Here is a 24,372-nt window from a genome sequence, read left to right as displayed (position 1 = left end):
GCGGTGCTCTTTCCCTGCTTATTATTGCGAGGTACACAAAAACCAATGTCTACATCTTTACTGCTGTGAGTGATAGCGGAATTTATGCAATGTATCGCTACACCAAAAATCTTATTTAGCAGCCAACGCTACCCCATCAAATTTTACGCCTTCCCAGCCATACTTAATAAAGTTACGAATATTGGCATGATCAGTACCTTCAGGATTTTTCAGAACATCTTCGCGATAGTATTGGCCAAAGCACGCCAACGTTGATTGCTCATCCAGCTCTTTGATTTGAGCGAAAGCGAAGATTTTGCACGAGCCATTGTTTTGACCGGCTTGATTCTCCGTGTCCCCGTTTACAAAGCTCACTGGCGTAAAATCAAAGTGCTCGTCAATCACGTGCATCGTTTGCTCAAACATCACTTCGTTTGGTTGTGTAGCCAGCAGTGCTAGAAATTGTTCCATTTTTTAGTATCCCTTACTCGTTTTCTGAGCTCGCACTATATCATTGGCGCAATAAAATGTGGGGCAGTTAGAAAAGAAAAAGGGTTCGAGAGGAAATACGCAAGCCCAACTGATTAAATATCAGCCAACAATCAACATTCCTCTCATATCAGCGACTTTGAATGTCTTTTAAATGAGTTAACAATGCCTTCTCAAAGTCTTTCTTAATAAGGGGCTTAGCAATCACCGTATTGACGCCACTATCTAGAAATTCTTGTCGATTTTCACTGATAACATCCGCTGTCCATCCGAATATTAATACACCATCGCCATATTTTTCTCGTATCTCTGATGCCGCACTCGGGCCATTCATTACTGGCATGTGATTATCCAATATGATCAGGTTGTATTTATTAGGGTCGAACATTTCCAAGCACTCTGCGCCGTTGGCGCAGCTTTCGACTTCGATATTTAAAGACTGACAAAATTTGGCGGCAACAATTCGATTGATCGCATTATCATCAACGAGCAGTACCCTGTAGACAGAGAAATCTGCATCAATAGGATCAATACTCAATTCATCATCAACCTTATTCTTAATCGCTGGCAGAGGGATCTGAACCGAAAAAGCGGAACCCACCCCCACTTCACTGTTCACTTTTATTTGTCCGCCCATCAGTAAGGTGAGGCTTTTTACTATCGAGAGCCCTAGCCCAGTACCTCCAAACTGGCGTGTTGTAGAGGTTTCCGCTTGCTCAAATTTCTCGAACACACTGTCTATTCTCTCTGGGGGGATCCCAATGCCCGTGTCTTTGACAACCAACTCGCATTGTCCTTCGCCTCGATTAGACACAGAGACTGAAATCGATCCTTTTTGAGTAAACTTGAGCGCATTGCCAACCAAGTTAAGTAAAATCTGTCTCAGCCTTACCTGGTCGCCAACAAACAGCGTATCCGGATCGGTTTTATCATGAATTTCAAACAGCAGACCTTTTTCAGAACAGAGACTTTGATAGGTATTGTTCACTGGGGCGAGTATTTCTTGCATCTTGAACTGGGTATGTTCTAGCACTAGCGCTTGGTTTTCGATCTTTGAGATATCCAAGATGTCATTGAGAATAGAAATAAGATGGTTGCCAGAGCCTAGTATGAGTTGAAGTGCTTCTCGATGTTTAGGGTCGGTAATTTCTTTTTCTAGGATTTGGGTTAGGCCGAGCACTCCATTCATTGGTGTTCGAATTTCATGACTCATCGTCGCCAAAAATGCGGATTTCGCCTCATTTGCAGCATTCGCTTCTTTGGCTGTGGTGGTTAGTTTACTCTCTAATTTTTTGTACTCAGTAACGTCCCTTTCTATGGCAATATATCGGTCAATGACACCATTCTCATCGCTAATCGGTGTGATATCGATATCCACCCAGTATTCTTTCCCCTGAGAGTCATAATTCAAGATTTCCGTTTTGATTGGCAGCCCTTTAGATAGGGATTCCGCAATGCGTTGTTTCGCTTGCGGGTCAGTATTGTCACCTTGTAAGAAGTGACCAGGTATTTTGCCTTTCACACTCACCAACGCATAGCCAGTCATCTCTTCAAACGCTCGGTTGACCCATTCAATAGCGCCGTGTTTATCTGTAATCACCACAGCATCTCTAGCGGCTTTAACTACCGTTGCTAGTAGCTTACTCTCACGCTCTTGAAGAATGAGTTCGCTGTTTTTCTCCGCTAACTCTTTTTGGGATATTTCGAGTTCTTTATGAGGGTTAACCAGTACTTTGTTTCCAGCAAACAAGACAAGTAGAAAACTGACGCCCATAACAACCGCAATCGCATTGTAAATATGCCCCATGAAACTATCTAATTGCAGCTCTAAAGATTTGGGGTTAACACCTTGCATTAGCGTCAAACCCGCCCTAGCGACAGGTGTAGAGTTCACAAGCCAGGCACCAAGTTCGTTTTGAGTGACGTAATCAGAGACATCCCCTTGTGTTAACGCGTACCAGCGCTCTTTGGGGTCGATCAATTCCCCAAACAGTTCGTCATAATCTACTGGCGTCTCACCAAATACCATTCCGACGAAGTTGCCGTTGCTAATTATTGGCATGAAGATCTTGATGCAAATATGATCGGTATCATTATGGAGAAGGTAAACTGGCGCTGGCGTAATAAGGTTCGACGCCATTTGCTTCATTTCATTAAAAATACGGATTTCATTGGTTCGAGATGGGTGCCTAAACTTGTCTTCAAAAAGGACTTCCCTATCCGCGTTAAACACCGCAAACAAAACGGAACGAGTGTCTCCCTCATAACGGTGTAAAGTCGAATCAAGGTTGACGCTCTGTTTACCTTCAAGAAACCCGATAATGTCTTTATTGCTCGACGCCAGTTTCACGCGCGCCTTTGCATTGTCTAAGTATTCTTCAACAAACAACTTCGCGGCTTGCAGCTCTAAATTCGATCCAGTTGTTTGCAGATAGTCTATCGCGTGCTTAGATTCTCGACCTAAAATAACGACAGAAGCAATAGCGAATACACACATGACGAAAGTCGTGTATATCAATACTAACGTTCTCCCACTTAGCCCTTTTAGTTTCAGCACGTTAAGTCCCTTTTACTGGTCACTTCTATGAATCTAGGAGATTTTGTACAGATATGCAGTACAACTTCACGAAAAAACGAAAGTCCACAAGCTTAGCGCTCTATTTTAAAAGGGTCGTGGCAGTTCACCAAACACACTAAAGTTTTTAGATTTCTTGATGTTAGCCACCCAAATCATTATTTAACGTCTATATTTCTGTTAAGCCCCTCTTCAATTCAAGGATAATGAACAGCAAAGCGCGATTTGCCACTAAGGTGGCGCTAAGTTTGACTCTCGCTTATCTCATACCTTTTGCTATGGGATGGCCTCAAGCTTCCACGGCTGCGACTACCGTTATGCTCATTGCATCGACGGGGAGTCAGCGTGAGTCTTTTGAAAAAGGCAGCCTCAGAGTACTTGGCACTATTGCCGGTGCAGTCATCGGTCTTATTTTAGTGGGTGCTTTTGCTCAAGACCGATTTTTGTATATGTTAAGCGTGTCTATTGTGGTGTCGTTTATCTTTTACTTTCGCAACGCCTATCAAAGCGACCCTACTCTACTCATGCTGACGGCTGTCATGACGCTAATGATGTCAAACGGTGGCGATGCCGAAGGTGCATTTCTGTATGGTGTCGACCGTGCTTATATGACGGTATTTGGAGTGACGATATACACCTTGGTTGGCGTCTATTTATTCCCCAGTAAAGCAGAGCAAAACCTCACTGCGCTGCTTCAAGAAACCTTAGACATCCAACAAAAAACCTTCGCCGCAATTTCCTCATCTTTACCAGGTATGGCGACTTCCGCTTCGAATGATGTTCAACCAAATGAGATAAAAGACGAAACTGGTGAACGTGATTATGCCGAAAACACGACTCCATCCATCGACGATCTAGTCGAAAAACTCTTCGCCGCACAAACCACGCTTGAGCAGCGCTTCAACGTCATAAGAAAGGAGAGTAGTGAAGTCGCCGCGTACATGCATGAGTGGAAATTGGTCATCCACCACAGTCAGAAAATTACCCAACTCCTTGCGACTGCGTCAAGCGCGCGCTTCAACCATGAAGACACCAATGATTACTTGGCCGAGTTCCCTGCGTTTGTCGCGCAAATTGAAACGCTGCTCTCGCAAAGTCAGCAGTTTTTAGATTCTCCTGAGGGTGGAGAGTCATTTCGCTTTGAAGAGAAGAAGCTGCAAGTTGATGAAGCAAAATTGGCAGCAAGCGGTCACCTTTCCAGGGCGTCGGTGTTGACCTTGGGCTATCTATTGAATCGGCTTTATGGTAACGCAGGTAAGCTTGCTGAAGCGGTTAGCTGTATTGACTCTATCACTAAAGTGGTGTCGTTTAAAGAAACGCTTCCTCCAATGCCTAGTGCCTTTTTGTGGTGGGATGCAGAAAACTTTAAAACATCGATTAAAGTCTTCGTCACTTACTGGGTCGCAGGTGGTTTATGGATTATGTTTAACCCACCTGGTGGTTACAGCTTTGTGATTTTCTCCACCATATTTATGGCTGTCCTGTCTTTTATGCCGCTTCATCCTAAAGCGCTGGGATTTCTGTTCACATTCGGTTTTTTATTCGCTATCCCCGCCTATGTGTTTATTTTGCCCGCGCTAGAGCTCGGAATTGAACTCGCACTGTTCCTATTTATTTATACCTTTATCGGCTTTTACCTATTTAAAGGGCCTATCACCATCTTCTTTATGTTGGGTATGTTTGTGCTTGGGATAGACAACACTATGACCTATCACTTTGGCATCATTCTTACCGTCATGACCTTATTTTACCTTGTGGTGCTGATGATAGTGTTTTCGCACTACTTTCCTTTTTCCAGCAAAGCGGAGCATCTATTTTTAACCGTTAGGCAGCGACTTTTCTTTCACTTACACCGTTTGCTGCTCGGCATGCAAAATATCAAACCAAACTGGCTAACAAGGCTGCGCCTCGCATTACACGTCAAAACCGCCAATGTCGCCTCTAAAAAGCTGGTGCTTTGGGCAAGTAAGGTCGACGTGAGCTATTTCGATAACAATAGCCAACAACACTTAGTTCACTACGCCAAACGCTGCGGAGTATTAATAGGACATGTGAATAACCTCGTTGCTGCACAAACAATTCTGAAAAATAACTCATTGATTACTAAGCTTAGAGAGACTCACATTGATACTGTTTTACCAAGCCTCGTCAGAGTGCATGGGCTCGAGGTGAATGGTATCGCTCGATCAAATAGCCATGCTTATTTCGAGCAAGCTGAGCAAGACTACACCCAAGCGGAACAAGCTCTCGAAACCTTTTTCGAGTCGCTCGACTTGGACGAGATAGACAAAAATGACATTGCTGGCTTCTACCTATTTCTTCATTTAAAAAGAAACTTGTATGAATCACTGAAAAATGTTGAAGAGGCTGGTCGAGATATCGATTTGAAGAACCTCAAAATGCATCGATTTTAGGGACGAAATAATGATGAGCTATCGGCTATTCATAGCCTTTATTACGACTATGTTGATGACTGCCTGTACCACACTTGGCCCTGAATTTGAGCCGAGCAGCAAGGTGGTGCTTCCTCAGTCATGGAGTGACAGTGAAACAGAATCGAGCACACAATCAACGGCGAACTGGTGGCAACAATTTAACGACCCGACTCTCAATCAACTTGTAGAGAAAGCCGCTAAGCAAAACCTAGATGTCGAGGCCGCTGGACTTCGAATCTTACAGGCCAGAGCCGTATTAGGCATTGCCGATGGTCTGCGTTACCCACAAGCACAGGCAATATCGGGCAACCTGGCTCGAGCCTATGTGAATGAAAGTTCCTTTAACAACGCCGCCATCAGTTTCGATGCAGGTTGGGAAATAGACGTCTGGGGAAAATACGCTCGCGGTATTGAAGCCGCGCAGGCAACCTACTACGCCTCTATTGCCTCTTATAACGATATATTGGTGACCATCACTTCAGAAGTGGCTCGCAACTACATCAATTATCGTTCGTTCCAAGAGCGCATGTTACTTTCGCAGCGAAACATCGAAATTCAAGAGCGTGTTGTCAACATCACTCGAGTACAATTTGAGTCCGGTAACGTCACCGAGCTCGACGTGCAGCAGGCGAGAAACCAACTATTCACCACCAAAGCGGCACTACCCGCGCTTGAAATTGCCATGTTACAGGCACGCAACGCACTTGCTGTTTTGCTCGGTTTGCTGCCAGAACAGGTCGACCCTTTACTTGAAGGAGGGATGAATCAAAGACTCGCTGAATATGAACAACGTTTTCGTTCATCAGGCTCTAAGTCTCTTATATCAGAAGATGACGATGGTTCAATTGTGCCCGAGGCGCCAGCACTTGCCTCCAATATCGACGCAAGCTTGGTCATGAGACGTCCAGATCTGCAAGTCGCAGAACTTCAAGCTCATGCCCAAAGTGCACAAATTGGTGTGGCAGAAACCGCGCTCTATCCTAGCTTTTCCTTATTTGGCTCGATTGGTATCGACAGCTCAGTTCCGTCAGGTTCGAGCTTTAGCTTCAATGACTCACTGACATTAGTTGCAGGCCCTTCCTTTAGCTGGAACATTTTTCAATACGGCCGAGTTAAAAATAACATTCGCCTCGAAGACGCTCGTTTCCAAGAGACCATGACCAACTATAACAAGAAGGTTCTACAAGCGGTGCAAGAAGTCACTAACGCCATGGAAGCCTACGAACTCTATGTCGAGCAAAAAGCACTTCGTCTTCAATCGGTCAACGCATCGGTGCGAGCATTCAATATCTCTCTTACTCAATATGAGAACGGCCAAATCTCGTTTGAACGCCTGCTCAATTCGGTAGAGAAAATGACTCGCAGTGAAGATAGCTACGCACAAATCAAGGGCAACGTCGCCAACCAGGTCGTCGCGCTTTACAAGTCACTCGGGGGCGGTTGGCAAATTCAATCCGGACAGAGCTTTGTGTCTCCAGACAACATTGAGCAGATGCAAAAAAGAACGGATTGGGATAACCAATTAGACCAAGAGAATACCCTTGTACCAGAAATGATGTTTAGAACCGCATCCACCAAGGAGGAGCCGTAAATGCCACACGAACTCGCTTGGGGCGATATCTATTTTTCACCGCTAACTCTCGTCGTGTGTATGGCGATTGTTGCCACATGGATTACGGTGATCATTATGAACAAAACTAAGTTGTCGCGATTTGTCGCATTCCCTTCACTAACGTTCCTCGCCATCGTGGTGATGTACGTTGTTGCCTTCGACCACTTTGTGATTAGGTTTTAGGAGCCTCCGAATGAAGAAATCCATTATTATCGTCCTGAACTTAGTCATACTTGGCGGCGCGGCCTGGTTTGGGTATCAGAAGTACCAAGACTATTTCAATAACCCTTGGACGCGCGATGGCCAAGTAAGGGCGAACATAATCAAAGTCGCGCCACGTGTCTCAGGCCCCATTGTTAACGTTGCTATTACAGATAACCAAAGAGTGCAGAAAGGCGATCTTCTTTTTGAGATTGACCCAGAGACTTACCAGGTTGCATTAGCTCAAGCGGAAGTAGCACTTGAGCAATCCATCATCAGCTCAAAGGGCAAAAAAATCGAATACGACCGCTTGCTCGATATACGTAAAAAAGACAAAGGCGCAGTATCGCACAAAGATCTGATTCGACGTGAAATCGCTTATCAAGAGTCCCTACTCAAAATCAAAGCGTCGGAAGAAAAACTGAAATCCGCCAAGCTTAACCTAAGCTATACCCGTGTCGTGGCTTCTGTCGATGGGTTTGTTTCCAACCTCGACATTCGCACTGGTACGCAAGCGGTGACTAACCAACCGTTATTGGCGCTGATTGACGAAAATAGCTTTTGGGTATTCGGCTTTTTCAGAGAAAACCAACTACCACAAATCAAACCAGGTAGTGATGCTCGGGTGACATTAATGTCGCATCCAGACACGCATTTAGAAGCAACGGTCGACTCCATTGGCTGGGGGATTGCGCCAAAAGATGGCACCGTGGGTTACAACTTGCTGCCTAACGTAAACCCTGTATTCCAATGGATTCGACTCGCGCAGCGTATTCCGGTGCGTATTTCGATTAAGGAATTACCTGAAGGGGTTCATCTAAGATTTGGTCTATCGGCTTCTATTATGGTGATGGAAGACACTGAATAAGGTGCCACACGCTAGTGAACAATATGGAAACGGGTGGCAAAGCAGCAAGGATAGATAACATGAAAGTAGGAAATCGCCTTAAAAACATCAATGAAGAAAACAATTTCTTCTATTTGACTCTCGCCTTAATTGCCTTATTGATTAGCGGTGCTTTGGCAGAAGTTGTGGGTAGTGGTGCTATCGAGCGTGTTCTTCAAGTCACAATTGTCATTACCTTTATCGTCTGCTTTGCGAGCCTTAGGTTTGATAAAAACTGGTCACGACTTCTGAAAACACTCGCTCTATTCTGGGTTGCCGTCATTATTTTCAAACTCATATTCGAGCGGCGTGAAATGGATATCGCCATGCTGGCGCTCACCTTTTGCTTCTTCTTTGGAACATTCAAATCCACAGCAAAGCAGGTACTGTTTCATGGCGAGGTAAATACCAACAAAGTCATCGGCTCAGTCGCATTATTTCTCCTGCTTGGCTTAATGTGGGCTATCGTTTACTTGGTAGTCATTGAATATTCGCCTGGCGCATTTACCGGTATGGAAGCGATTTCTTGGGGAGAGAACTTCTCCAATGCTGCCTATTTTAGTTTCGTTACCTTAACCACTCTCGGTTATGGTGATATAAGTCCAGTGACGCCACTGGCTCAAGTAGTGGTGTATTTAGAGGCGATTGTAGGCGTATTTTATATGGCCATCGTCGTTTCGAGTTTAGTCAGTGCAAATTTGCAACACAGGGAACAACAAAATGGATAGACAAACCGAACAACGTCAAAGCAAGCTCTTTGTTAATAATATGGTGGAGTCGGCTATTCGAATCGGCTTACTCGTACTTTTGCTCAGTTTTACTTACGACATCATTAAGCCGTTCATTATTCCGGTGTTGTGGGGGGCAATCATTGCCGTAGCCTTATTGCCCGTCACTAAAAAGCTTGAACGTTCGCTTGGTGGCAAGCGAGGGTTAGCCTCTACACTAGTTGCTTTGATTGGTATCTCAATTCTAGTTATCCCATTTGTGTTGGTGTCAGGCTCAATTTATGACGGCGTTGCACATACGACGGAGGTACTGCAAAGCGGTGAGATTAAGATCCCAGGTCCAACAAACAAAATCGCCGAAATCCCTATCATCGGTGACAAGCTGTATAGTATCTGGAACTTGTTTGCGACCAACATTGAAAAAGGCATTCAGCAGTTCTTGCCTGAAATTAAAGGCTTCTTAGGCACCATAGCTTCTATCCTTGGTGGCGCACTGACAAGTCTTATCATGTTCATCATCTCACTGGCGATAGCCGGCGGCTTTATGGCTCACGCAGAAAAAATATCTGGTGCACTAGAAACCGTCGCGGTACGAACCGTTGGTAAAAAAGCAGAGCAATGGGCGAACTTAATGGCCGCAACCATTCGCAGTGTATTGCTGGGCGTTGTCGGTGTTGCCTTTATTCAGTCAGCTATTATTGGCGCTGCGATGTTTGTATTCAAAGTACCAGCCGCTGGTTTACTTACTCTTGCAACCTTGATTTTATGTATCGCTCAGCTTCCCGCGCTTTTGATTGTCGCTCCGGTCATTTTCTACGTTTATTCAACAGGCGACGGCACCAGCACCACAATATTTACGATTTGGGCATTGGCCGGCGGTCTTTCTGATAATTTCCTAAAACCTATGTTAATGGGGCGTGGTGTTGACGTTCCGATGCCTATCATCCTAATCGGTGCTATTGGCGGGATGCTCTTTGCGGGCATCATAGGCTTGTTCTTGGGGGCAATTGTCTTAGCGATTTGGTATGAGTTGTTCTTGTTCTGGATAAACTATGAAACGCAGAGTGAGCTAACCGAGTTAAAGCAAAGTAAGGAAGAGGTCGAAGACTACCGAATATAACTTTTGTCTCTGATTGTTTTTAGAAACTTAATCAAAGATCTGCGAATACATGGCCTTGTTCGTGCGTTACCGCTAACAACAAGGCTATGTTGGTTTTGAAGATGATGAATTATTTTTCCGCAATAACAAGGCCATGATTACTTGCACCCAATAAGCTCGGTTCCTGGCAGGTTGCTAAGTGATAGTTAAGCCAAGACTGGTATTGAGTGGGTGTAAATCGATTAACTCCTTGGTCTAAATATCGGTTAAAGCCATCTGTAGATGCATGAGCTGTGACTTGAAAGTCTGCTCCTTTGACTAGCGACTCCATCTCTGCTGGTGAAGCAAAGTAGCCAACATTGAAAAAACCATCCGCTTCCTGATTTGAAACGGTGCCTTTTGAGTGCAATTCACCAAGTATCTCAGGCGTAATCAGGTGAGGAAAACGTTGAGCAAATAATCCTGCAACAAAAAACTTAGAAATATAAGCTATCGCAAGCACTCCACCAGGCTTCAAAATGCGCTTAGCTTCTTGAATCGCTTGCTGACGCTCGTGCGCAGTCTTCAAGTGGTAAAGCGGCCCCAAGATGACACATAGATCTTGAGATTCATCCTCGATAAAAGGCACATGGCAAGCATTCCCTTCATGGATATCTAGCGCTAAACCTTGTTTCAAAGCATTCTCTTTTAGCAAACGCACTTGATCGGGTACTAACTCAACGGCAGTAACATGACACCCCTGACTAGCAAACTCTAGAGAATAACGACCTGTCGCTGCACCCAGTTCACTAACCTGTTTCCCTTTGCCAAGATAATCACTCAGTAAATGCATAGTCGTATCGTATTCAAGCTGGGTAATATACTGACGAGTCAAGCGAGAATGCTCGTCTGCATCGGTATATTGGGCAATTAATGCATCCATTGCGAAGTCCTTTAATTTTTATGATTGAAGATTTAGCTGTGTGACCAGTTTTGCATTCCAGACCGTTTCCCCGTGGCGAATAAGATGAGCTTGAGGCATAACCTTTCCTTGTAAAACCGTCACTTAGCAACAATATGCCACTAAACCCATAACCAAGTAAACCACATGAACATTCATTGCAATCACACCAAGCCTACATCTGAGTCTCACTTGGGTATATACTCCCTAGCACGCCACACACTCGTGTAAAGACGACTTAAGCAACCTTAGTTCCTATTCTTACCCTATTATGCAGCTGTCCAACTTCAAATATAAAACGCGAAAGGGCCCTGACTATCGTCATGGCGAACAGGTTTCTTTTTTAAATATCAAGCAGACGTTTGGCATTGGCAGCATCCGTGTTGGAAGTTGGGTAAACTCGGAAGAGAAAGATCTCGCCGCTAACCTTATCTTTGATTCATTGGCTGATTTGGCGTTTTTCCTCGCACTTCCAGCCAAGGCTATCGGCCTGCGTGGCAATCTGAATCTTGCTTTTGGCACTGGTGGCCGTAAAGGAGTACAGGCGCACTATGCTCCCAATCAGAGAGAGTTGGCACTTGCTAAAAATGCGGGCGCTGGCGCCCTAGCGCACGAATTCTGGCACGCGTTTGACCATTACATTGCAGAGAAAGCCTTTGATATTGGTGACCGTTCAGGCCCGCAGACAAAAATACTGTTCGCGAGTGATTGTTGGCTTACCAATACTAAACACTTACCTCATCCTTTAAATGAACGGTTACTTAACGTATTTGATACTGTGCTGTTAAGCAGTGATGGTTTGGATCGACACGACTATGTTTCTCGAAGTGTCAAAGCAGATCAAGCCGCAGGTGCCAACTACTTTTCTCAGCCAACTGAAATGATGGCTCGAGCATTTGAGGCTGTCATTGAATCATGCTCAGAGATTGAAAACTCGTACCTCGTTGCAGGTACCGAGAAACAAGATCTTATCGCGTTGTATCCAGATATGCACCATCGCCAAACCATCAGTGATGCACTGCTGGCATACTTTAAACCGCTTGGAGAAGCGCTAAGCCGATAGCTTTTCAACGCTTAAACTGATAGTCACCAAAATAGACATCAGCTTGCTCTACTGACCACAGCGGCTGCTTTGCCATGACTTTGGAAAAAAACGGGCTATTTAGATAACGAGTCAACCAGTCACGTACCTTGGGATAAGGCGCTTCTCGAAACCACTGCTTGTCGATACGAGCGAACTTTCTAATAAATGGCAGTAAGGCGATATCAACGAGGCTTTCGCGCTCTCCAAACAGAAACGGGTGCTCTGAAAGACGAAGTTCGAGCTTGGCCAGCTCACGCTCACATTCTTGCCGCAGAGGGTTCATTGAATTTTCATGGTAGCGTTTAGCGCATCCAAACGCGTTGAGTGCTGGGTCAAAATCTCGTTCAAATTCCTCAATCAATGTCAGCATAATTGGAAGCTGATTGTGACTATCCTCTCCCAATAATCCATGAGGATCATTTTTCGACAACGCCCAAACCATGATATCCAAACTTTGTTCCAGAACGTGCGTCTCATCAGCCAACAGCGATTGCTGATTTTCTGACACCACGAGTACTGGCACACTGGCCTTTGGAGAGGCTTGCAGGAGTTCGGTGGGCTTATTGTCTAGCTTAATTGAGCGAATACGTACTCGTTGCTGCGCTTTAATCAGCGCCATCCGAGCACGTATTGCAAAAGGGCAATTGTGCAGAGAATAAAGAATGGGCATGGATTCCATTATTAACATCCTCTGAAGCTTTGTGCCTCATAAACCACTATCTTACCACTCGAATTACTCTTGAGGCTTGTTGTTATCTCTATCCACATAGGGCCAGTAATGATGCCCTACTCGAATAAGCAAAGTCGCGGCCGCCAAAACAAATGCCGCTACCGATAGCCAAACGACTATGGTTGCGTCCATTTCTTTCATCCCAAGTGTGATATAGCGAGCAATGGCCATCATGGCAATATAGATTGGATATCTAACTGGAATTTTTCCGTTCACGACGAACTGCTGCACCATAGCGAGAACTTCTAGGTAAATAAACATCAGCAGGATATCAGTGAGCAGCACTCGACGTTCAGTAAAGACGTGCATGAACTCTTCAACCATGGCGTAAATGGTGGCAAGCGTAATCGCCACCAGCAGCACGGCTTCGAGCACATAAAATATTTTTAAAAACGGCTTACTAAACGATTTAGGTAAATGTGAAGGCATAAACTTTCTAAGTTATTGTTAGTTATGTTTTTACTCTAGCACATTTTTATTGCAACAAAGAATACGCATCACCATGCAGTCACGCTTTCTTGGTTTCAATAATTCCTAAACCGCTATAAAGCGAGTTTAAAGCCTTCGTGACTGGCAACAAAACCTAACTTCTCGTAAAAACGTAACGCGTCAGGTCGCTGTTTATCACTAGTCAACTGTACCAGATTACAGCCGCGTTCACGTGCCCTCTCAATCGCATATACGAACATCTTTTCTCCTAACCCCTGCCCTCGAACTTGCTTGACAATTCTGACACCCTCAATCAAGCAGCGCCAACTGCCGATATGAGTCAAGTAAGGGATAAAAGTGAGCTGCAACATACCAACTACCTTGCTCTCTGATTCGACGACCCAGAGTTCATTGTTTGGATCTTGTTCAATTGCGGCCATTGCTTGTAGATACTTAGCATTTATCGGCGAACTAATATCCTCTCGTTTTGCTCCCAATGGGTCATCAGCCAATAGATGTATTAACTCAGCGAGATCAGATGATTGTGCTTGTCGGTAGTGAATCGTCATGCGACTTTCCTTAGTAAATAAAACTAGCAAAGCATCTTAGCAACTATGGAAGCTGATGACCAAATACCAGCTTCACATCAGGGGACTGGGCAGAAAACGTTAAGCCAATCTGCTTACATCGCATTGTAAACATCATTCTTTGATGTTGCATTCGACACTCATTTGGCCAACAAAGTGCGACCTATTTATCATTAATCATGAAAATTGATTGGAAAGGTCGACTAGCACCTAATATCTACTAACTTGTTTTCACATCATTCGCGTTAGGATCGAAAACCATGAGTGAAAATCAAAGGCGTCACTATCGACTTACCTATCCAACTAAAGAGCGACCAACGCTGCATTTAGCCAATCACAGTTACGAGGTATTGCAGATTGCAGAAAGTAATATTGTTATTTCAACAGAGCGGGCTTCGCTGAATGCGGAGTACATATTCCAAGGAGAGATTGCATTTAATGATGGTACCAGCGACAGTGTCGCGGGCGCAGTGCTAAAAAATGATGCGCAGCAAGCGATCATCTCACTCACTGAGACATTATCTTTCAAACGTTTGATGTCTGAACAACGCCGAATTCGAGTGACTTATCCAGCGTTTGATTTTAGTGACTGAGAACTAATTTGGCTCTATATAACAGCGAATAAGCAGTATCGATGATGAAAACCTAACGCACATCGATACTGCATTTAGGGCGAGTGCTTTCGTATCTGCGAGCTTTCTAGCTCAATCCCGCAAACACCACTTTCCAATAACCTTTACTTACCCACTACCAAGGTTACCAAAAAGCAAACACAGGCTATCACTAGTAAGGTGATTTCTTTTCTGCGCATAAACGCTCCTTTTGTTTCACGATTAAAAAACCGATAGTGCACGAGTGCTTATCCAGAGATAGATAGGCACTCGGCAATTTACTTATCTTTTCGCCACATCTTGTAGCCATTCCAATACATGCTTTTGCTGAGTAGGTGCGCAGCGACTGGCGCCGTCAACAGGATAAACAGCATGGTACCGAGAACTCGGGAGACAACGGTCACGTCTGGCATACCTACTGCCACAGCAGCCAATAATGCGGTCAGCCCCATGGTGTTTGCTTTAGTCGAGGCATGCATTCGCGTATAGAGATCCGGCATACGCAGTACCCCAATACTCGCCACCAGCACAAAAAAAGTGCCTAAACAGAGTAAAAGCCCAGTTAAAAACGTCATGACTTGCCCCCTTGCTCAAGATTCTTCTGATTTTCCGCTTCATTTTGTTGCTGGTTTTGCTTTGCAATAAATCCAGCAAACGCGATAGTGCCTAAAAACGCGACTAGACCTAGAGTTATCGCGACATCAAGTAGTGATTTTTGGCCACTCGCTAGTGTGTGCACAGCAATAAAACCAACCGTGATAAAGGCAATAAGATCCAGTGCAACCACTCGGTCAGCGAGCGTCGGCCCTTTAATCAATCGGATAAACACCAACACCAAACTAAACAGCATGCCTACATAGGCAAAATTGATACTAAATGACAGCCAGCTATCCACGTGTCACCTCCAGAATTCGTTTTTCCATCCCATTCTTGATTGAGCGAATCACATCGTCGTGATCTGGTGCGAACATGGCATGAACAACCAAATGTTTCTTATCTTCAGTCACATCCAGACTCAAGCTGCCTGGGGTAAGTGACACCATGTTTGCCAGCAGCGTGATCTCAAGATCAGAGGTGACATCCAATGGCACATAAATGATGTCTGGATCACTTAGATGGGTGGGCGTGACAACGTCCCACACAACATGAGCGGCGGACACCAGCATCTCGTAGCAAAAATAAAGAAACAGCTTTATCGAAGCACTGAACCGTTTGAAGTAACTCGATTTAAGCCCAAACGGCTGGCTCAACCTAAGAGCGAAATAGCCCACCACAAAACCGGTGACGAAACTCAAGCCGGTATACTCACCATTGAGCATCATCCATGCGCCACCCAAGAAGACATTTAGGAAGAAATAGTTCATGCGCCACCTCCTAAAACGGCGTTGATATAAGCGCTAGGTTCGAGAAGTTGCTCTGCTGCGGTAAAGGCAAACTGAAAGAACGGCTCTGCTGCAAAACCAATAACCAAGGTCATTGAAGTCAACACAACGATTGGCGCGTAATAAAGCGCTCTGGTTTTGTTGCACAGTTTTTCTACCGGCACCTCTCCTTCTTGCTTAGATGGTTTAGCCTTCCAAAACACCTCACTCCAGATCTTGGTCATTGAGAAGATAGTAAGCAGGCCAACAAACAGTGCGACACCAGCTAGCATGTAGTACTCGTTTTGCAGGCTGTCTTTGATGACCAAGAACTTGCCCCAAAACCCTGATAATGGAGGGAAGCCAGCCAGTGAAAACGCTGGTACTAAGAACAAGAACGCAAGCCAAGGCGTCGCTTTGTACATGCCACCCAATTCACTTAGCTCGCTAGTTTGATGCTTACGCTCCACAAGACCGCCTATCAAAAACAGATTCGCTTTGACGATTATGTGGTGCACGATGTAGAAAATAGCGCCCGCCAAAGCAAGCGGTGTATACAGTGCTAGTCCCATCACCATGTAGCCAATTTGGCTGATGATGTGGAAAGAGAGGATTTTCTTTACATTGTATTGGCTCGCGGCTCCCAGTACGCCTGTCAGCATCGTCAGCGCAGCCACCCAAATCATCAGAGGCTGCCAACCACTGTCGGCCAAAGGAAATACCAAGGTAAACACACGCATTAGCGCATAAATACCCACTTTGGTCAGTAGCGCAGCGAATAGAGCCACTACACCACTTGGCAACGTGTGGTATGACGCAGGCAGCCACGCAAACAATGGAAATAACGCCGATTTAACCGCAAAGCCAAACAGGAATAATGCCGCAAGCAATACCTTGGTTTGTGGTGCAATGTCCGCAGCCTTACTGTGTAAATCAGCCAAACTCAGCGTACCGGTTGCGCCGTATAGCAGACCAATCGCCAACAAGAACATCAGCGTCGAGATAAAGTTCAGCATTACATACTTTACCGCGCCATCAACTTGCTTACGATTCGCATCCAGCACCATAAGACCAAATGACGCGATCAGCATAACTTCAAACCAAACGTAAAGGTTGAAGATATCACCGGTTAAGAATGCGCCGTACACACCTGCTAAAAGCACATGAATCAGCGAATGAAATACGCCGTAGGACGGTTTCTGCATTAGATCCGCCATGGCATAAAACACACTTACCACACCGATAATGGCGGTAATGACCACCATCGCTGCCGCTAAAAAATCGGCGACGAACACGATGCCAAATGGCGCTGCCCACTGGCCGAATGCGACTGCTTGAGGGCCGTGGTCTAAAACGCCATTCAGTAACAACACACTGCCTAGCAAAGTAAACAGTGCACTGGTACCACTTACTGCTTCAGCAAGCTTATGGTTATGTCTGGCGAAGAACACTAACACAGCGGTCAAGACAGACATGATAACAGGCAAGGTTAACCACATTGACATTACACCTGCTCCTCTGAGTACTTCATTTCATCAATATCTGCTGACTGCGTTTCTTCATAAGCGCGGTAGAACAGCACCAAAGCAAACACTAAGAGCCCAAAGCCAATCACAATGGCCGTTAAGATCAGCGCTTGTGGTAACGGGTTCGCAGCATCCATATGTGGCACGACAGAATCAGCATCAATGAGCGGCGGATTTCCTAGTGTTAATCGACCTGCATTAAAGATGGCAAGATTGACGGCGCTACTTAGTAAAATCAGGCCAAATAGGACTCTAAGTAGGTGTCTTTCCAGCATCAAATAGATCCCAGATGCGACAAACACTCCAACAACAACACTCCACAACATTTCCATCAGTCCATCTCCTCCGTTACATGGAGGATCATTCCCATCACCCCACCAATGACACCTAGATAAATACCAATATCGAAAATTAATGGCGTACCCAGAGGCAATACATCTTTCCACCACAAACCCGTTAGGAATGGCAGATTAAACACTAAGCTCACAGCACCTGCGGCAAAACTAATAAAGACACCCAGCATAGCGATGCTAAACGGCGCGTAATGCAACCTTTCTCGCACATACTGTGGAGACTCCGCGAACATAAGCAATGACAGGCCAATGACGGCGATCAGCGCGCCGATAAAACCACCTCCTGGCGAGTTATGCCCGCGCATCAATAGGTAGAGTGAGAACACCAGCATGAGTGCAGCAACAATATGCGATGCCGTTCCCAAGATAAGTGATTTCACTTTGGTCGATGGTACACTGCCGGGTTTAAGCAGGCTCACAGCACACAGGCCAGCTAGTGCCACAACCAGTACCTCACCAAAGGTATCGAAGGCGCGGAAATCGACCAGAATGACGTTGACGATGTTGCGACCATGACCGCCCGGCACACTTTGCTCATTAAAGAACTGAGAGACCGACATATCGATAGGATCAGCGGTAATAGAAATCAGCATCATAGTGACAGCAACGCCAATTGAACCCGCAACCAAAGCATGTAGGACGCGGCGACCTTTAGAGTGCTGCTTCACTGTCGATAGCTTTGGCACATGACGCATTAGCAGTACTAAGAAGACCACCATCAAGGTTTCAACCAATAGCTGAGTCTTAGCGACATCGGGTGCGCTATAAATCATGAACACCAAAGTGGTCATGAAGCCAATCATGCCGAGAGCTGCGACCGCTAAGAATTTTGTTCTGGAAATAATCACCACGAAGGACGACGCGATGAGTAGAGCAGCAATCACAAGTTCGTAAAGCTTGATGCCCTCCAATCGACCTGCAAACTGGCTAAGTGACATTGGAGTATGAGTGATGAGCAGCACCGCTAGAGCGCCAAATGAGAGCAACCCATAAACACTCATTCGTTTTGTCTGAAGCAAGTTCGTTTGCCACTTCGCAAAGCTCACCATAGCGTGCAGCAGATTATCGAAGACACGATTTGCACACGGCATTTTTGACAACTGACGATCAAGCAATGTGGTCAGTGACGGATACACTTTATAAAGCAGCACGCCCAGTGCCAAAGTCACAACACTCAAGATGAGCGGCGTGTTGATACCATGCCACATTTTCACTGGCTCAGGCGTCGACACCGGCGCTATCGTGGTCACGCCAGGAATAATCACTTGCTCATTAAGCCACCCTAGACCAATGAGCGTCGCCAAAACGCTGATGATGGCCAGCATAAATGGTGGCATCCACAACCCTTTATTGAGTTCAACAGGCTTAACTTGTGTCGGCTCACCTTGATGACGTGTAGTAAAAGGTTTAATTAACAGCGCCATAACCAGTGTCACGGTAAGCGCATTCACTAATACCATCAGAAAGACTGCCCAATTGCTGACTTCCAACCCCGCTTTGTACATGTACTCCTTACCCAAAAAGCCAGGTAAAGGCGGCACACCAGAGGTCGAAAGCACAGCAACAACCGCGGCGACAAAGCTGATTTTTAGCACAGAACGTAAACCGCGAAGCTGACTGATTTCACGTGTGCCCGCTGCTTTATCAATGTTGCCGACCACCATGAACAGGCCTGCTTTGTACAGGGCATGAGCAACAATCAGCATCAGTGCCGACTTAAGTGCTAAGTCACTTCCAATACCAAGCAAAAAGGTCAGCTTTCCGAGTACTACAGTGGTGCTGTATGCCAACATGAGTTTCAAATCAGTTTGCTTGAGCGCCATCAGCGCGCACCACAACGCAGTAAAACCGCCGAGTAAGGTCAGCGTATAGAACCAGACCTCTGAGTGAGAATAGATGGGTGATACCACTGCCAGCAGGTAGATACCCGCTTTAACCATTGTAGCGGAGTGCAGATAAGCACTCACTGGCGTTGGCGCTGCCATTGCATTAGGCAGCCAGAAGTGAAACGGGAATTGAGCAGACTTGGTTAGCGCGCCCAACAATATAAGAACCAAAGAAGGTAAAAACAGAGCGTGATTTGAGATCTCGCCTACTTGCGCCAAGATACTGGTCAGCTCATAGCTGCCTGCCATGGAGCCAAGCATAATCAGGCCAGCAAGTAGTGCTAAACCACCAGCGCCAGTAATAAGCAGTGATTGCAGCGCATTCTTTCGAGACTTGAGCGCTTCGTGGTTAAAGCCGATGAGCAGATACGAGGTAACCGTCGTCAATTCCCAAAATACAAACAACAGCAACACATTATCGCTGAGAACAACGCCAAGCATGGCGACCATAAACGCGGTCAAGTAACAGTGAAATGCGACTCTCTGTTTGTGCTCTTTAAGATAAGCCAGCGCATAGATCTGCACCATAGTACCGATACCGCTAATCAAGCAAGCAAACAGAAACGATAGTCCATCCAGCCGGAAACTTAACGCCAGACCTAGGCTCGGAACCCAAGGAAAACTCCAACTGACGCCCTGAGGATCATACAACGACAAGACGGTTGTTAAGATCAAAAACGGAAACAACGCAAAAAGGCCAAATAGCGGAGACGACGAACTCTGGCCTCTACCGCTGCTCTGGCTTTGTATCCCGCTATTTATTACGGCTCTCTCGATACTCAAGTTAACACTCACTTCTCTCTTTCTCTGCACATAGTGAGTTGGTTGTCTTTCTCCCTTCTTGGGCTCCCTGATAAAAACATCGGAAATTCCGAACCAAAAACCACATATGCAATACAAAATTCGAACTTAATTCTATCCTCGAATGGTTACAAGGCTCTAGGTAGGAACTGTAAGGTTTGATTGAAGAGTTAAAAGAAGCGTTTCTTTAGATGTAAAAGTTCGACTATTTGCAGCGAAGTATTGCGATCTCAACAAAATTCATGAGCATTTGTAACGAACTGTCACAGCAAGGGAAATCAAGCGGAGGAAGCAATAACGTGAGTATCCCCTGAAGATAGGGATAAACGGCTAAGTGTGGCGTAGTAAAAAGTAAAACGCCCGAAATGATTGACCACATTTCGGGCGAGGAGTGCCAAGCGATAGCTTATTGTGGGGATTCGATGTTTATCTCATTTAACCCACCTGCATTGTGAAGTGCTGTGAAGCCTTTAGACTCCATATAAGCCAATGCTTGCCCAGAGCGATTACCACTGCGGCAGTAAAGCACTATAGGTTGAGACTTATCGAGTGCAGCGATGTGCTTGTCCAACTCAGAAAGTGGATAGTTGACGGCTTGGTCTAAATGCCCAGCGTTAAACTCTTCTGGCGTACGAACGTCGATGACCATTGCGCCTTGCTCAATCATTTGCCAGCCCTGTTTTGCTCGTTCACTGGCATGAGCTGCCCCTAAAACAAACAATAAACTAAGTACAATATAGCGAAACATAACCTTCATTCTTCCCTCCTTGAGCATCACACTGAGCAGCCGTTGTCTAAAACAAGTCTAGCGTAGCCTCTCTAGCACAATGTTTTGGTCTAGATGTTCATGATACGGCTGATAGTCAAAACCGCGATCAAATATATAGGCCGTTACCAATGAACGAACGCAACTCACAAGCTCTTCGGCCTTCCAAGGCTTCTCAAAGTAGTGGCTGACACCCGCAGTGTTAATCGCAGTAATGGTATCTGAGTGCGTCGCTTGACCAGTGAGCAGCACCTTTTTTGTTTCTTTGAATCGACTGTCACCTGAAAGCTCAGTCAACAGCTCTACCCCTGTCATTCCCGGCATCACATGATCCGAGACAATCACCGCGATACTTTCACCTTCCGCATCAAGGTCTTCAATAAGATCCAACACTTCTTCGCCAGACTCACAGTCCTCGATATTTAGCCAGCTCGATAACGGCTCAAGATCTTGAATGACGGCGCTGAGTACTTCTCTCTGGTCATCCACACAAATGACGTTAAGCTTCTCCATATGCTTCTCCTACTGGTAACTTGACGCGAAAGATAGTGCGTGTTTCATCGCTTTTAACAGCAATCGTGCCACCTATCTCGCTGACGATTCTTTTCACAATTGATAGTCCTAACCCCAAGCCAAAAGACAGTCCGCCTTTTTTTGTTGTGAAGTTAGGCTGAAAGATTTTTCGGCGTGTGGACTCATCGATTTCCGGTCCATTATTGGCAATGGTCACCAGAATACGTTGATTCACAAACTTCGTTTGAATATCGATATTGGGCGCATCCGTTTGGGAAAGTGCATCACAAGCATTCTTTAAAATGTTGCTCCAAATCTGCACATACTCCGTCGATGCCCCTTTTATTAACGGCAGAACCGCTGGTTGAACACGAACTGACACCCTTCTCAAATCACTTTGCAACAGTGCCAGTGCTTTATTGATGGTATCGTTAATATCAAGCAGCTCATCGGGCTCACCATCAGTACGCCCGAGTTGCTTCACAGATTTGACGATGCCAACGGTATGCCTCGCAGCAATTTTGAGGTCGTGTAGATCCCGTCCCATCCCCCAGTATTTGAGCGCTTTCTGAGGATCATGCAACCAAGACTCGGGGACTGGGTTATTGCCTAGCGCTCTCGCCAGTTGCTTAGCCGTGTCTCTCTCTAAGCGATAATCACTTTGGTGACGCTTGGCAATTCGGCGTACCTCACTGGAAGAAACCGTTTGACCAAGCATCAGACCGACATCGAAATAGCCACTGACTTCCGGGTGTAGCTCTTCAAGGAGTTGCAACAAATCTTGCTGCATTCGTTCTGTTTTGCTGCTCACCACGCCAATGGCATTATTCAACTCATGTGCAATCCCAGCTGCTAATTGACCCAAGGTGGTCATCTGCTCCGCAGTATGCAGGCGTTGAAGCGCTTTCTCTTTGGCTAGTGCTTCTTGCTTAGCGCGCCTTTGACGTCTTGATAACTCATTGACCATCACCGGCATAAACTGGGCACTCAATGGACCGTATTGCTGCGGTTCGACTGGCTCAGTATGTTTATCTATCCAAGCCAGCGTCACTTTGGTTTTAGCAATCACCGTCGATGAAGCGACCCAGGTGCCAGAAAAGAAACTGTGCACACCAATAAATGCCCCATTCGAGGCATTGAAGAGCTTCGTGAGCTTGCCATCTTGTTCACTTTCAAAGTAGCCCTCAAGCTCTCCTTCTAGCACGTAATACAGACGGTCATTGTGCGCTTCTTGGCGCAGCACCACCTCTTCGGCATCGAAAGTAACTTGACGACTTGGCTCTGAAAAATAATGACGAACCAACAAATCCATTGGCACCTACCCTATATGTCCAACTGCGTGCAGCAGCCACACTAAGACAAAGCTCAGCAATACGCCCACCACACCCAATATCACGCCAACGCGTGCCATCTGACTGCTTTGTACATGGCCTGTCGCATGAGCCAATGCATTTGGCGGCGTACTAATCGGTAGAGACATACCGAGTGATGCAGCAAAGGTAACGACAAGAATGAGTGTCAACTCCCCGCCTAACGGCGTTAAAGAAGTCATTGAGGTACCTAGTGCCGCCATGATAGGCATCAATAGGTTTGCCGTTGCGGTATGGGACATAAAGTTCGCCATAACCAAACATAGGAATGCAGCGCCAAATAACACAACGTAAGGAGAGAATTCATCAAACGGAATGCTGTGAACAACGAGGCGAGCAAGCCCGGTTTTATCAAGCGCTAGACCCAACGCGATACCACCTGATACCAACCATAGTACATCCCACGAGATCTTTTTCAGATCTTCTTTATTGATGATGCCAGTCAGCGAGAAAATGGCGACCGGAATAAGCGCAACTGTGTATGAGTTCATACCGTGTGTTGAGCCCATTAGCCAGAGGATAATGGTCAAAGCAAACGTGATGTACACCATAATGGCTTTTGGAGTTTTAAGGAACTTACCTTTGATCGACAGTTCGATTTTCTTTTGATCAGCACTGTACAGGAAGTTAATCAGCATCCAAGCCAGCGCCATCATGACAACGACGAACGGCACACCAAATGCCATCCACTCACCAAAGCTGATGTAGTTGTCACCCACTAAGTATTTGAGCGCAATTGCGTTCGGTGGCGTACCAATTGGCGTACCAATACCACCAATGTTAGCGGCAACGGGAATACACAGCGCAAACGCGATACGACCCGGATCTTTAGGGCCAAACACTGCAATAACCGGAGTAAGAATCGAGAGCATCATCGCGGTCGTCGCCGTGTTCGACATAAACATCGAGAAGATACCGGTGATCAACATCAAGCCTAACATGACAAACTTCGGGTCGCTTCCAAAAGGTTTAAGCAATACGCGAGCTAAGTTGACGTCAAGACGGTATTTCGTTGCCGCCATAGCAAGGAAGAAGCCCCCCAAAAACAGCATGATGATTGGGCTCGCAAAGGTCGCCATGATCTCGTTGTAATTGAGAAGTTCACCAAAATGTGGCTGCCCTTCTCCCGATCTAAACAAATAAACACCCTTGTTGGACACCAGCAAAAGCTCGAGAACAATAATGACAACGGAGGTGGCGTAGATAGGAATCGGCTCAAAAACCCAGCAAAGCGCGGCCAATAAAAAGATGGCGATGACGCGCTGCTGAACTATGGTCAATCCTTCGAAAGGGAATGCGGATAATGGTAGAAGTAATACGATCAATGGGATCGATATCGGAATGATATACTTCAGATATTTTTGCATGATACTGCTCGTCCTGAGAATAAATTACTGTGAGCAGTATCACG

The 24,372-nt window shown here is 45.8% G+C and carries 24 protein-coding genes; 8 read left to right on the top strand and 16 right to left on the bottom strand.

The window, feature by feature from the left end; genetic code table 11:
* Positions 1-111: 111 nt before the first annotated feature.
* Together L4C42_RS01745 and L4C42_RS01740 are read right to left on the bottom strand one after the other, a co-directional pair.
* Complete coding sequence (locus L4C42_RS01745) at positions 112-450, bottom strand: HopJ type III effector protein (RefSeq protein WP_353498522.1); 339 nt, start codon at positions 448-450, stop codon at positions 112-114.
* Between the two features lie 148 nt (positions 451-598).
* The gene (locus L4C42_RS01740; RefSeq protein ID WP_418641516.1) at positions 599-3,025 is read right to left on the bottom strand and encodes a PAS domain-containing hybrid sensor histidine kinase/response regulator; all 2,427 of its coding nucleotides are present in this window, start codon (positions 3,023-3,025) and stop codon (positions 599-601) included.
* 224 nt (positions 3,026-3,249) lie between these two features.
* Here L4C42_RS01740 and L4C42_RS01735 point away from each other — a divergent pair, with 224 nt between their 5' ends.
* Genes L4C42_RS01735 through L4C42_RS01710 form a run of 6 tightly spaced genes read left to right on the top strand, consistent with a single transcriptional unit; the run spans position 3,250 to position 10,025 of the window.
* Positions 3,250-5,457: an FUSC family protein gene (locus tag L4C42_RS01735; RefSeq protein ID WP_418641517.1), complete on the top strand. Its 2,208-nt coding sequence runs from the start codon at positions 3,250-3,252 to the stop codon at positions 5,455-5,457.
* Between the two features lie 10 nt (positions 5,458-5,467).
* Positions 5,468-7,069, top strand: a complete 1,602-nt coding sequence (locus L4C42_RS01730) for a TolC family protein (protein ID WP_353498520.1) — start codon at positions 5,468-5,470, stop codon at positions 7,067-7,069.
* The gene (locus L4C42_RS01725; RefSeq protein WP_353498519.1) at positions 7,070-7,273 is read left to right on the top strand and encodes a DUF1656 domain-containing protein; all 204 of its coding nucleotides are present in this window, start codon (positions 7,070-7,072) and stop codon (positions 7,271-7,273) included.
* 10 nt (positions 7,274-7,283) lie between these two features.
* Positions 7,284-8,159 (top strand): HlyD family secretion protein, encoded by an 876-nt coding sequence (locus tag L4C42_RS01720; protein WP_353498518.1) that lies wholly within the window; start codon positions 7,284-7,286, stop codon positions 8,157-8,159.
* A gap of 59 nt (positions 8,160-8,218) precedes the next feature.
* Entirely contained in the window at positions 8,219-8,905 is a 687-nt protein-coding gene (locus L4C42_RS01715) for a potassium channel family protein (protein WP_353498517.1), read from the top strand.
* Positions 8,898-10,025, top strand: coding sequence for an AI-2E family transporter (locus L4C42_RS01710; protein WP_353498516.1), 1,128 nt, complete (start codon positions 8,898-8,900; stop codon positions 10,023-10,025). The genes L4C42_RS01715 and L4C42_RS01710 overlap by 8 nt, the downstream gene beginning before the upstream one ends.
* A gap of 109 nt (positions 10,026-10,134) precedes the next feature.
* On the opposite strand, the gene L4C42_RS01705 is transcribed toward L4C42_RS01710, so the two are convergent.
* Positions 10,135-10,926 carry a class I SAM-dependent methyltransferase gene (locus L4C42_RS01705; RefSeq protein ID WP_353498515.1) on the bottom strand — a complete coding sequence of 264 codons (792 nt, stop codon included), beginning with the start codon at positions 10,924-10,926 and terminating at the stop codon, positions 10,135-10,137.
* Positions 10,927-11,215: 289 nt separating this feature from the next.
* Here L4C42_RS01705 and L4C42_RS01700 point away from each other — a divergent pair, with 289 nt between their 5' ends.
* Positions 11,216-12,007, top strand: coding sequence for a CLCA_X family protein (locus L4C42_RS01700; protein ID WP_418641519.1), 792 nt, complete (start codon positions 11,216-11,218; stop codon positions 12,005-12,007).
* A 4-nt stretch (positions 12,008-12,011) separates the two neighbouring features.
* Here L4C42_RS01700 and L4C42_RS01695 read toward each other — a convergent pair whose 3' ends face one another.
* From L4C42_RS01695 to L4C42_RS01685, 3 genes are all read right to left on the bottom strand, one after another.
* On the bottom strand, positions 12,012-12,698 hold the full coding sequence (locus L4C42_RS01695; protein ID WP_418642287.1) for a glutathione S-transferase: 687 nt from the start codon (positions 12,696-12,698) through the stop codon (positions 12,012-12,014).
* Positions 12,699-12,761: 63 nt separating this feature from the next.
* Positions 12,762-13,187: a phosphate-starvation-inducible protein PsiE gene (locus L4C42_RS01690; protein WP_353498512.1), complete on the bottom strand. Its 426-nt coding sequence runs from the start codon at positions 13,185-13,187 to the stop codon at positions 12,762-12,764.
* A 113-nt stretch (positions 13,188-13,300) separates the two neighbouring features.
* Positions 13,301-13,756: a GNAT family N-acetyltransferase gene (locus L4C42_RS01685; RefSeq protein WP_353498511.1), complete on the bottom strand. Its 456-nt coding sequence runs from the start codon at positions 13,754-13,756 to the stop codon at positions 13,301-13,303.
* A gap of 278 nt (positions 13,757-14,034) precedes the next feature.
* Here L4C42_RS01685 and L4C42_RS01680 point away from each other — a divergent pair, with 278 nt between their 5' ends.
* Positions 14,035-14,367, top strand: coding sequence for a hypothetical protein (locus tag L4C42_RS01680; RefSeq protein WP_353498510.1), 333 nt, complete (start codon positions 14,035-14,037; stop codon positions 14,365-14,367).
* Positions 14,368-14,663: 296 nt separating this feature from the next.
* Here the strand turns inward: L4C42_RS01680 and mnhG are convergent, their stop codons facing one another.
* From mnhG to L4C42_RS01630, 10 genes are all read right to left on the bottom strand, one after another.
* A complete protein-coding gene (mnhG, locus tag L4C42_RS01675; protein ID WP_042498239.1) occupies positions 14,664-14,960 on the bottom strand; it encodes a monovalent cation/H(+) antiporter subunit G in 297 nt (98 codons plus the stop codon).
* On the bottom strand, positions 14,957-15,280 hold the full coding sequence (locus L4C42_RS01670; RefSeq protein ID WP_353498509.1) for a cation:proton antiporter: 324 nt from the start codon (positions 15,278-15,280) through the stop codon (positions 14,957-14,959). The genes mnhG and L4C42_RS01670 overlap by 4 nt, the downstream gene beginning before the upstream one ends.
* Positions 15,273-15,749: a Na+/H+ antiporter subunit E gene (locus tag L4C42_RS01665; RefSeq protein WP_353498508.1), complete on the bottom strand. Its 477-nt coding sequence runs from the start codon at positions 15,747-15,749 to the stop codon at positions 15,273-15,275. The genes L4C42_RS01670 and L4C42_RS01665 overlap by 8 nt, the downstream gene beginning before the upstream one ends.
* Positions 15,746-17,251, bottom strand: a complete 1,506-nt coding sequence (locus L4C42_RS01660; protein WP_353498507.1) for a proton-conducting transporter transmembrane domain-containing protein — start codon at positions 17,249-17,251, stop codon at positions 15,746-15,748. The genes L4C42_RS01665 and L4C42_RS01660 overlap by 4 nt, the downstream gene beginning before the upstream one ends.
* Positions 17,251-17,604: a Na+/H+ antiporter subunit C gene (locus L4C42_RS01655; protein ID WP_353498506.1), complete on the bottom strand. Its 354-nt coding sequence runs from the start codon at positions 17,602-17,604 to the stop codon at positions 17,251-17,253. Before L4C42_RS01655 ends, L4C42_RS01660 begins: the two co-directional genes overlap by 1 nt.
* Positions 17,604-20,261 carry a hydrogen gas-evolving membrane-bound hydrogenase subunit E gene (gene mbhE / locus L4C42_RS01650; RefSeq protein WP_429759286.1) on the bottom strand — a complete coding sequence of 886 codons (2,658 nt, stop codon included), beginning with the start codon at positions 20,259-20,261 and terminating at the stop codon, positions 17,604-17,606. The genes L4C42_RS01655 and mbhE overlap by 1 nt, the downstream gene beginning before the upstream one ends.
* Positions 20,262-20,718: 457 nt before the next feature.
* Positions 20,719-21,069: a rhodanese-like domain-containing protein gene (locus tag L4C42_RS01645; RefSeq protein WP_353498504.1), complete on the bottom strand. Its 351-nt coding sequence runs from the start codon at positions 21,067-21,069 to the stop codon at positions 20,719-20,721.
* Between the two features lie 48 nt (positions 21,070-21,117).
* Positions 21,118-21,591, bottom strand: a complete 474-nt coding sequence (locus tag L4C42_RS01640) for a response regulator (protein WP_353498503.1) — start codon at positions 21,589-21,591, stop codon at positions 21,118-21,120.
* Entirely contained in the window at positions 21,578-22,903 is a 1,326-nt protein-coding gene (locus L4C42_RS01635; RefSeq protein ID WP_353498502.1) for an ATP-binding protein, read from the bottom strand. Before L4C42_RS01635 ends, L4C42_RS01640 begins: the two co-directional genes overlap by 14 nt.
* A 6-nt stretch (positions 22,904-22,909) precedes the next feature.
* The gene (locus tag L4C42_RS01630) at positions 22,910-24,328 is read right to left on the bottom strand and encodes an SLC13 family permease (protein ID WP_042498225.1); all 1,419 of its coding nucleotides are present in this window, start codon (positions 24,326-24,328) and stop codon (positions 22,910-22,912) included.
* Positions 24,329-24,372 lie beyond the last annotated feature (44 nt).

Origin of the sequence: Vibrio wakamikoensis, assembly GCF_050337275.1 — a bacterium.
Classification (GTDB): domain Bacteria; phylum Pseudomonadota; class Gammaproteobacteria; order Enterobacterales; family Vibrionaceae; genus Vibrio; species Vibrio chaetopteri.
Note: the sequence above shows the minus strand (reverse complement) of the source record. Positions and strands in the feature narration are given on the sequence as shown.

Excerpts from the sequence above, each read along its gene's own strand:
- L4C42_RS01665 (WP_353498508.1), bottom strand. The coding sequence starts at position 15,749 with ATGAACTATTTCTTCCTAAATGTCTTCTTGGGTGGCGCATGGATGATG.
- L4C42_RS01710 (WP_353498516.1), top strand. The coding sequence starts at position 8,898 with ATGGATAGACAAACCGAACAACGTCAAAGCAAGCTCTTTGTTAATAAT.
- L4C42_RS01690 (WP_353498512.1), bottom strand. The coding sequence starts at position 13,187 with ATGCCTTCACATTTACCTAAATCGTTTAGTAAGCCGTTTTTAAAAATA.
- L4C42_RS01705 (WP_353498515.1), bottom strand. The coding sequence starts at position 10,926 with ATGGATGCATTAATTGCCCAATATACCGATGCAGACGAGCATTCTCGC.
- L4C42_RS01745 (WP_353498522.1), bottom strand. The coding sequence starts at position 450 with ATGGAACAATTTCTAGCACTGCTGGCTACACAACCAAACGAAGTGATG.
- L4C42_RS01655 (WP_353498506.1), bottom strand. The coding sequence starts at position 17,604 with ATGGAAATGTTGTGGAGTGTTGTTGTTGGAGTGTTTGTCGCATCTGGG.
- L4C42_RS01730 (WP_353498520.1), top strand. The coding sequence starts at position 5,468 with ATGATGAGCTATCGGCTATTCATAGCCTTTATTACGACTATGTTGATG.
- L4C42_RS01640 (WP_353498503.1), bottom strand. The coding sequence starts at position 21,591 with ATGGAGAAGCTTAACGTCATTTGTGTGGATGACCAGAGAGAAGTACTC.
- L4C42_RS01735 (WP_418641517.1), top strand. The coding sequence starts at position 3,250 with ATGAACAGCAAAGCGCGATTTGCCACTAAGGTGGCGCTAAGTTTGACT.
- L4C42_RS01635 (WP_353498502.1), bottom strand. The coding sequence starts at position 22,903 with ATGGATTTGTTGGTTCGTCATTATTTTTCAGAGCCAAGTCGTCAAGTT.
- L4C42_RS01630 (WP_042498225.1), bottom strand. The coding sequence starts at position 24,328 with ATGCAAAAATATCTGAAGTATATCATTCCGATATCGATCCCATTGATC.
- L4C42_RS01720 (WP_353498518.1), top strand. The coding sequence starts at position 7,284 with ATGAAGAAATCCATTATTATCGTCCTGAACTTAGTCATACTTGGCGGC.
- L4C42_RS01660 (WP_353498507.1), bottom strand. The coding sequence starts at position 17,251 with ATGTCAATGTGGTTAACCTTGCCTGTTATCATGTCTGTCTTGACCGCT.
- L4C42_RS01645 (WP_353498504.1), bottom strand. The coding sequence starts at position 21,069 with ATGAAGGTTATGTTTCGCTATATTGTACTTAGTTTATTGTTTGTTTTA.
- L4C42_RS01715 (WP_353498517.1), top strand. The coding sequence starts at position 8,219 with ATGAAAGTAGGAAATCGCCTTAAAAACATCAATGAAGAAAACAATTTC.
- L4C42_RS01680 (WP_353498510.1), top strand. The coding sequence starts at position 14,035 with ATGAGTGAAAATCAAAGGCGTCACTATCGACTTACCTATCCAACTAAA.
- mnhG (WP_042498239.1), bottom strand. The coding sequence starts at position 14,960 with ATGACGTTTTTAACTGGGCTTTTACTCTGTTTAGGCACTTTTTTTGTG.
- L4C42_RS01695 (WP_418642287.1), bottom strand. The coding sequence starts at position 12,698 with ATGCCCATTCTTTATTCTCTGCACAATTGCCCTTTTGCAATACGTGCT.
- L4C42_RS01685 (WP_353498511.1), bottom strand. The coding sequence starts at position 13,756 with ATGACGATTCACTACCGACAAGCACAATCATCTGATCTCGCTGAGTTA.
- L4C42_RS01700 (WP_418641519.1), top strand. The coding sequence starts at position 11,216 with ATGCAGCTGTCCAACTTCAAATATAAAACGCGAAAGGGCCCTGACTAT.
- L4C42_RS01725 (WP_353498519.1), top strand. The coding sequence starts at position 7,070 with ATGCCACACGAACTCGCTTGGGGCGATATCTATTTTTCACCGCTAACT.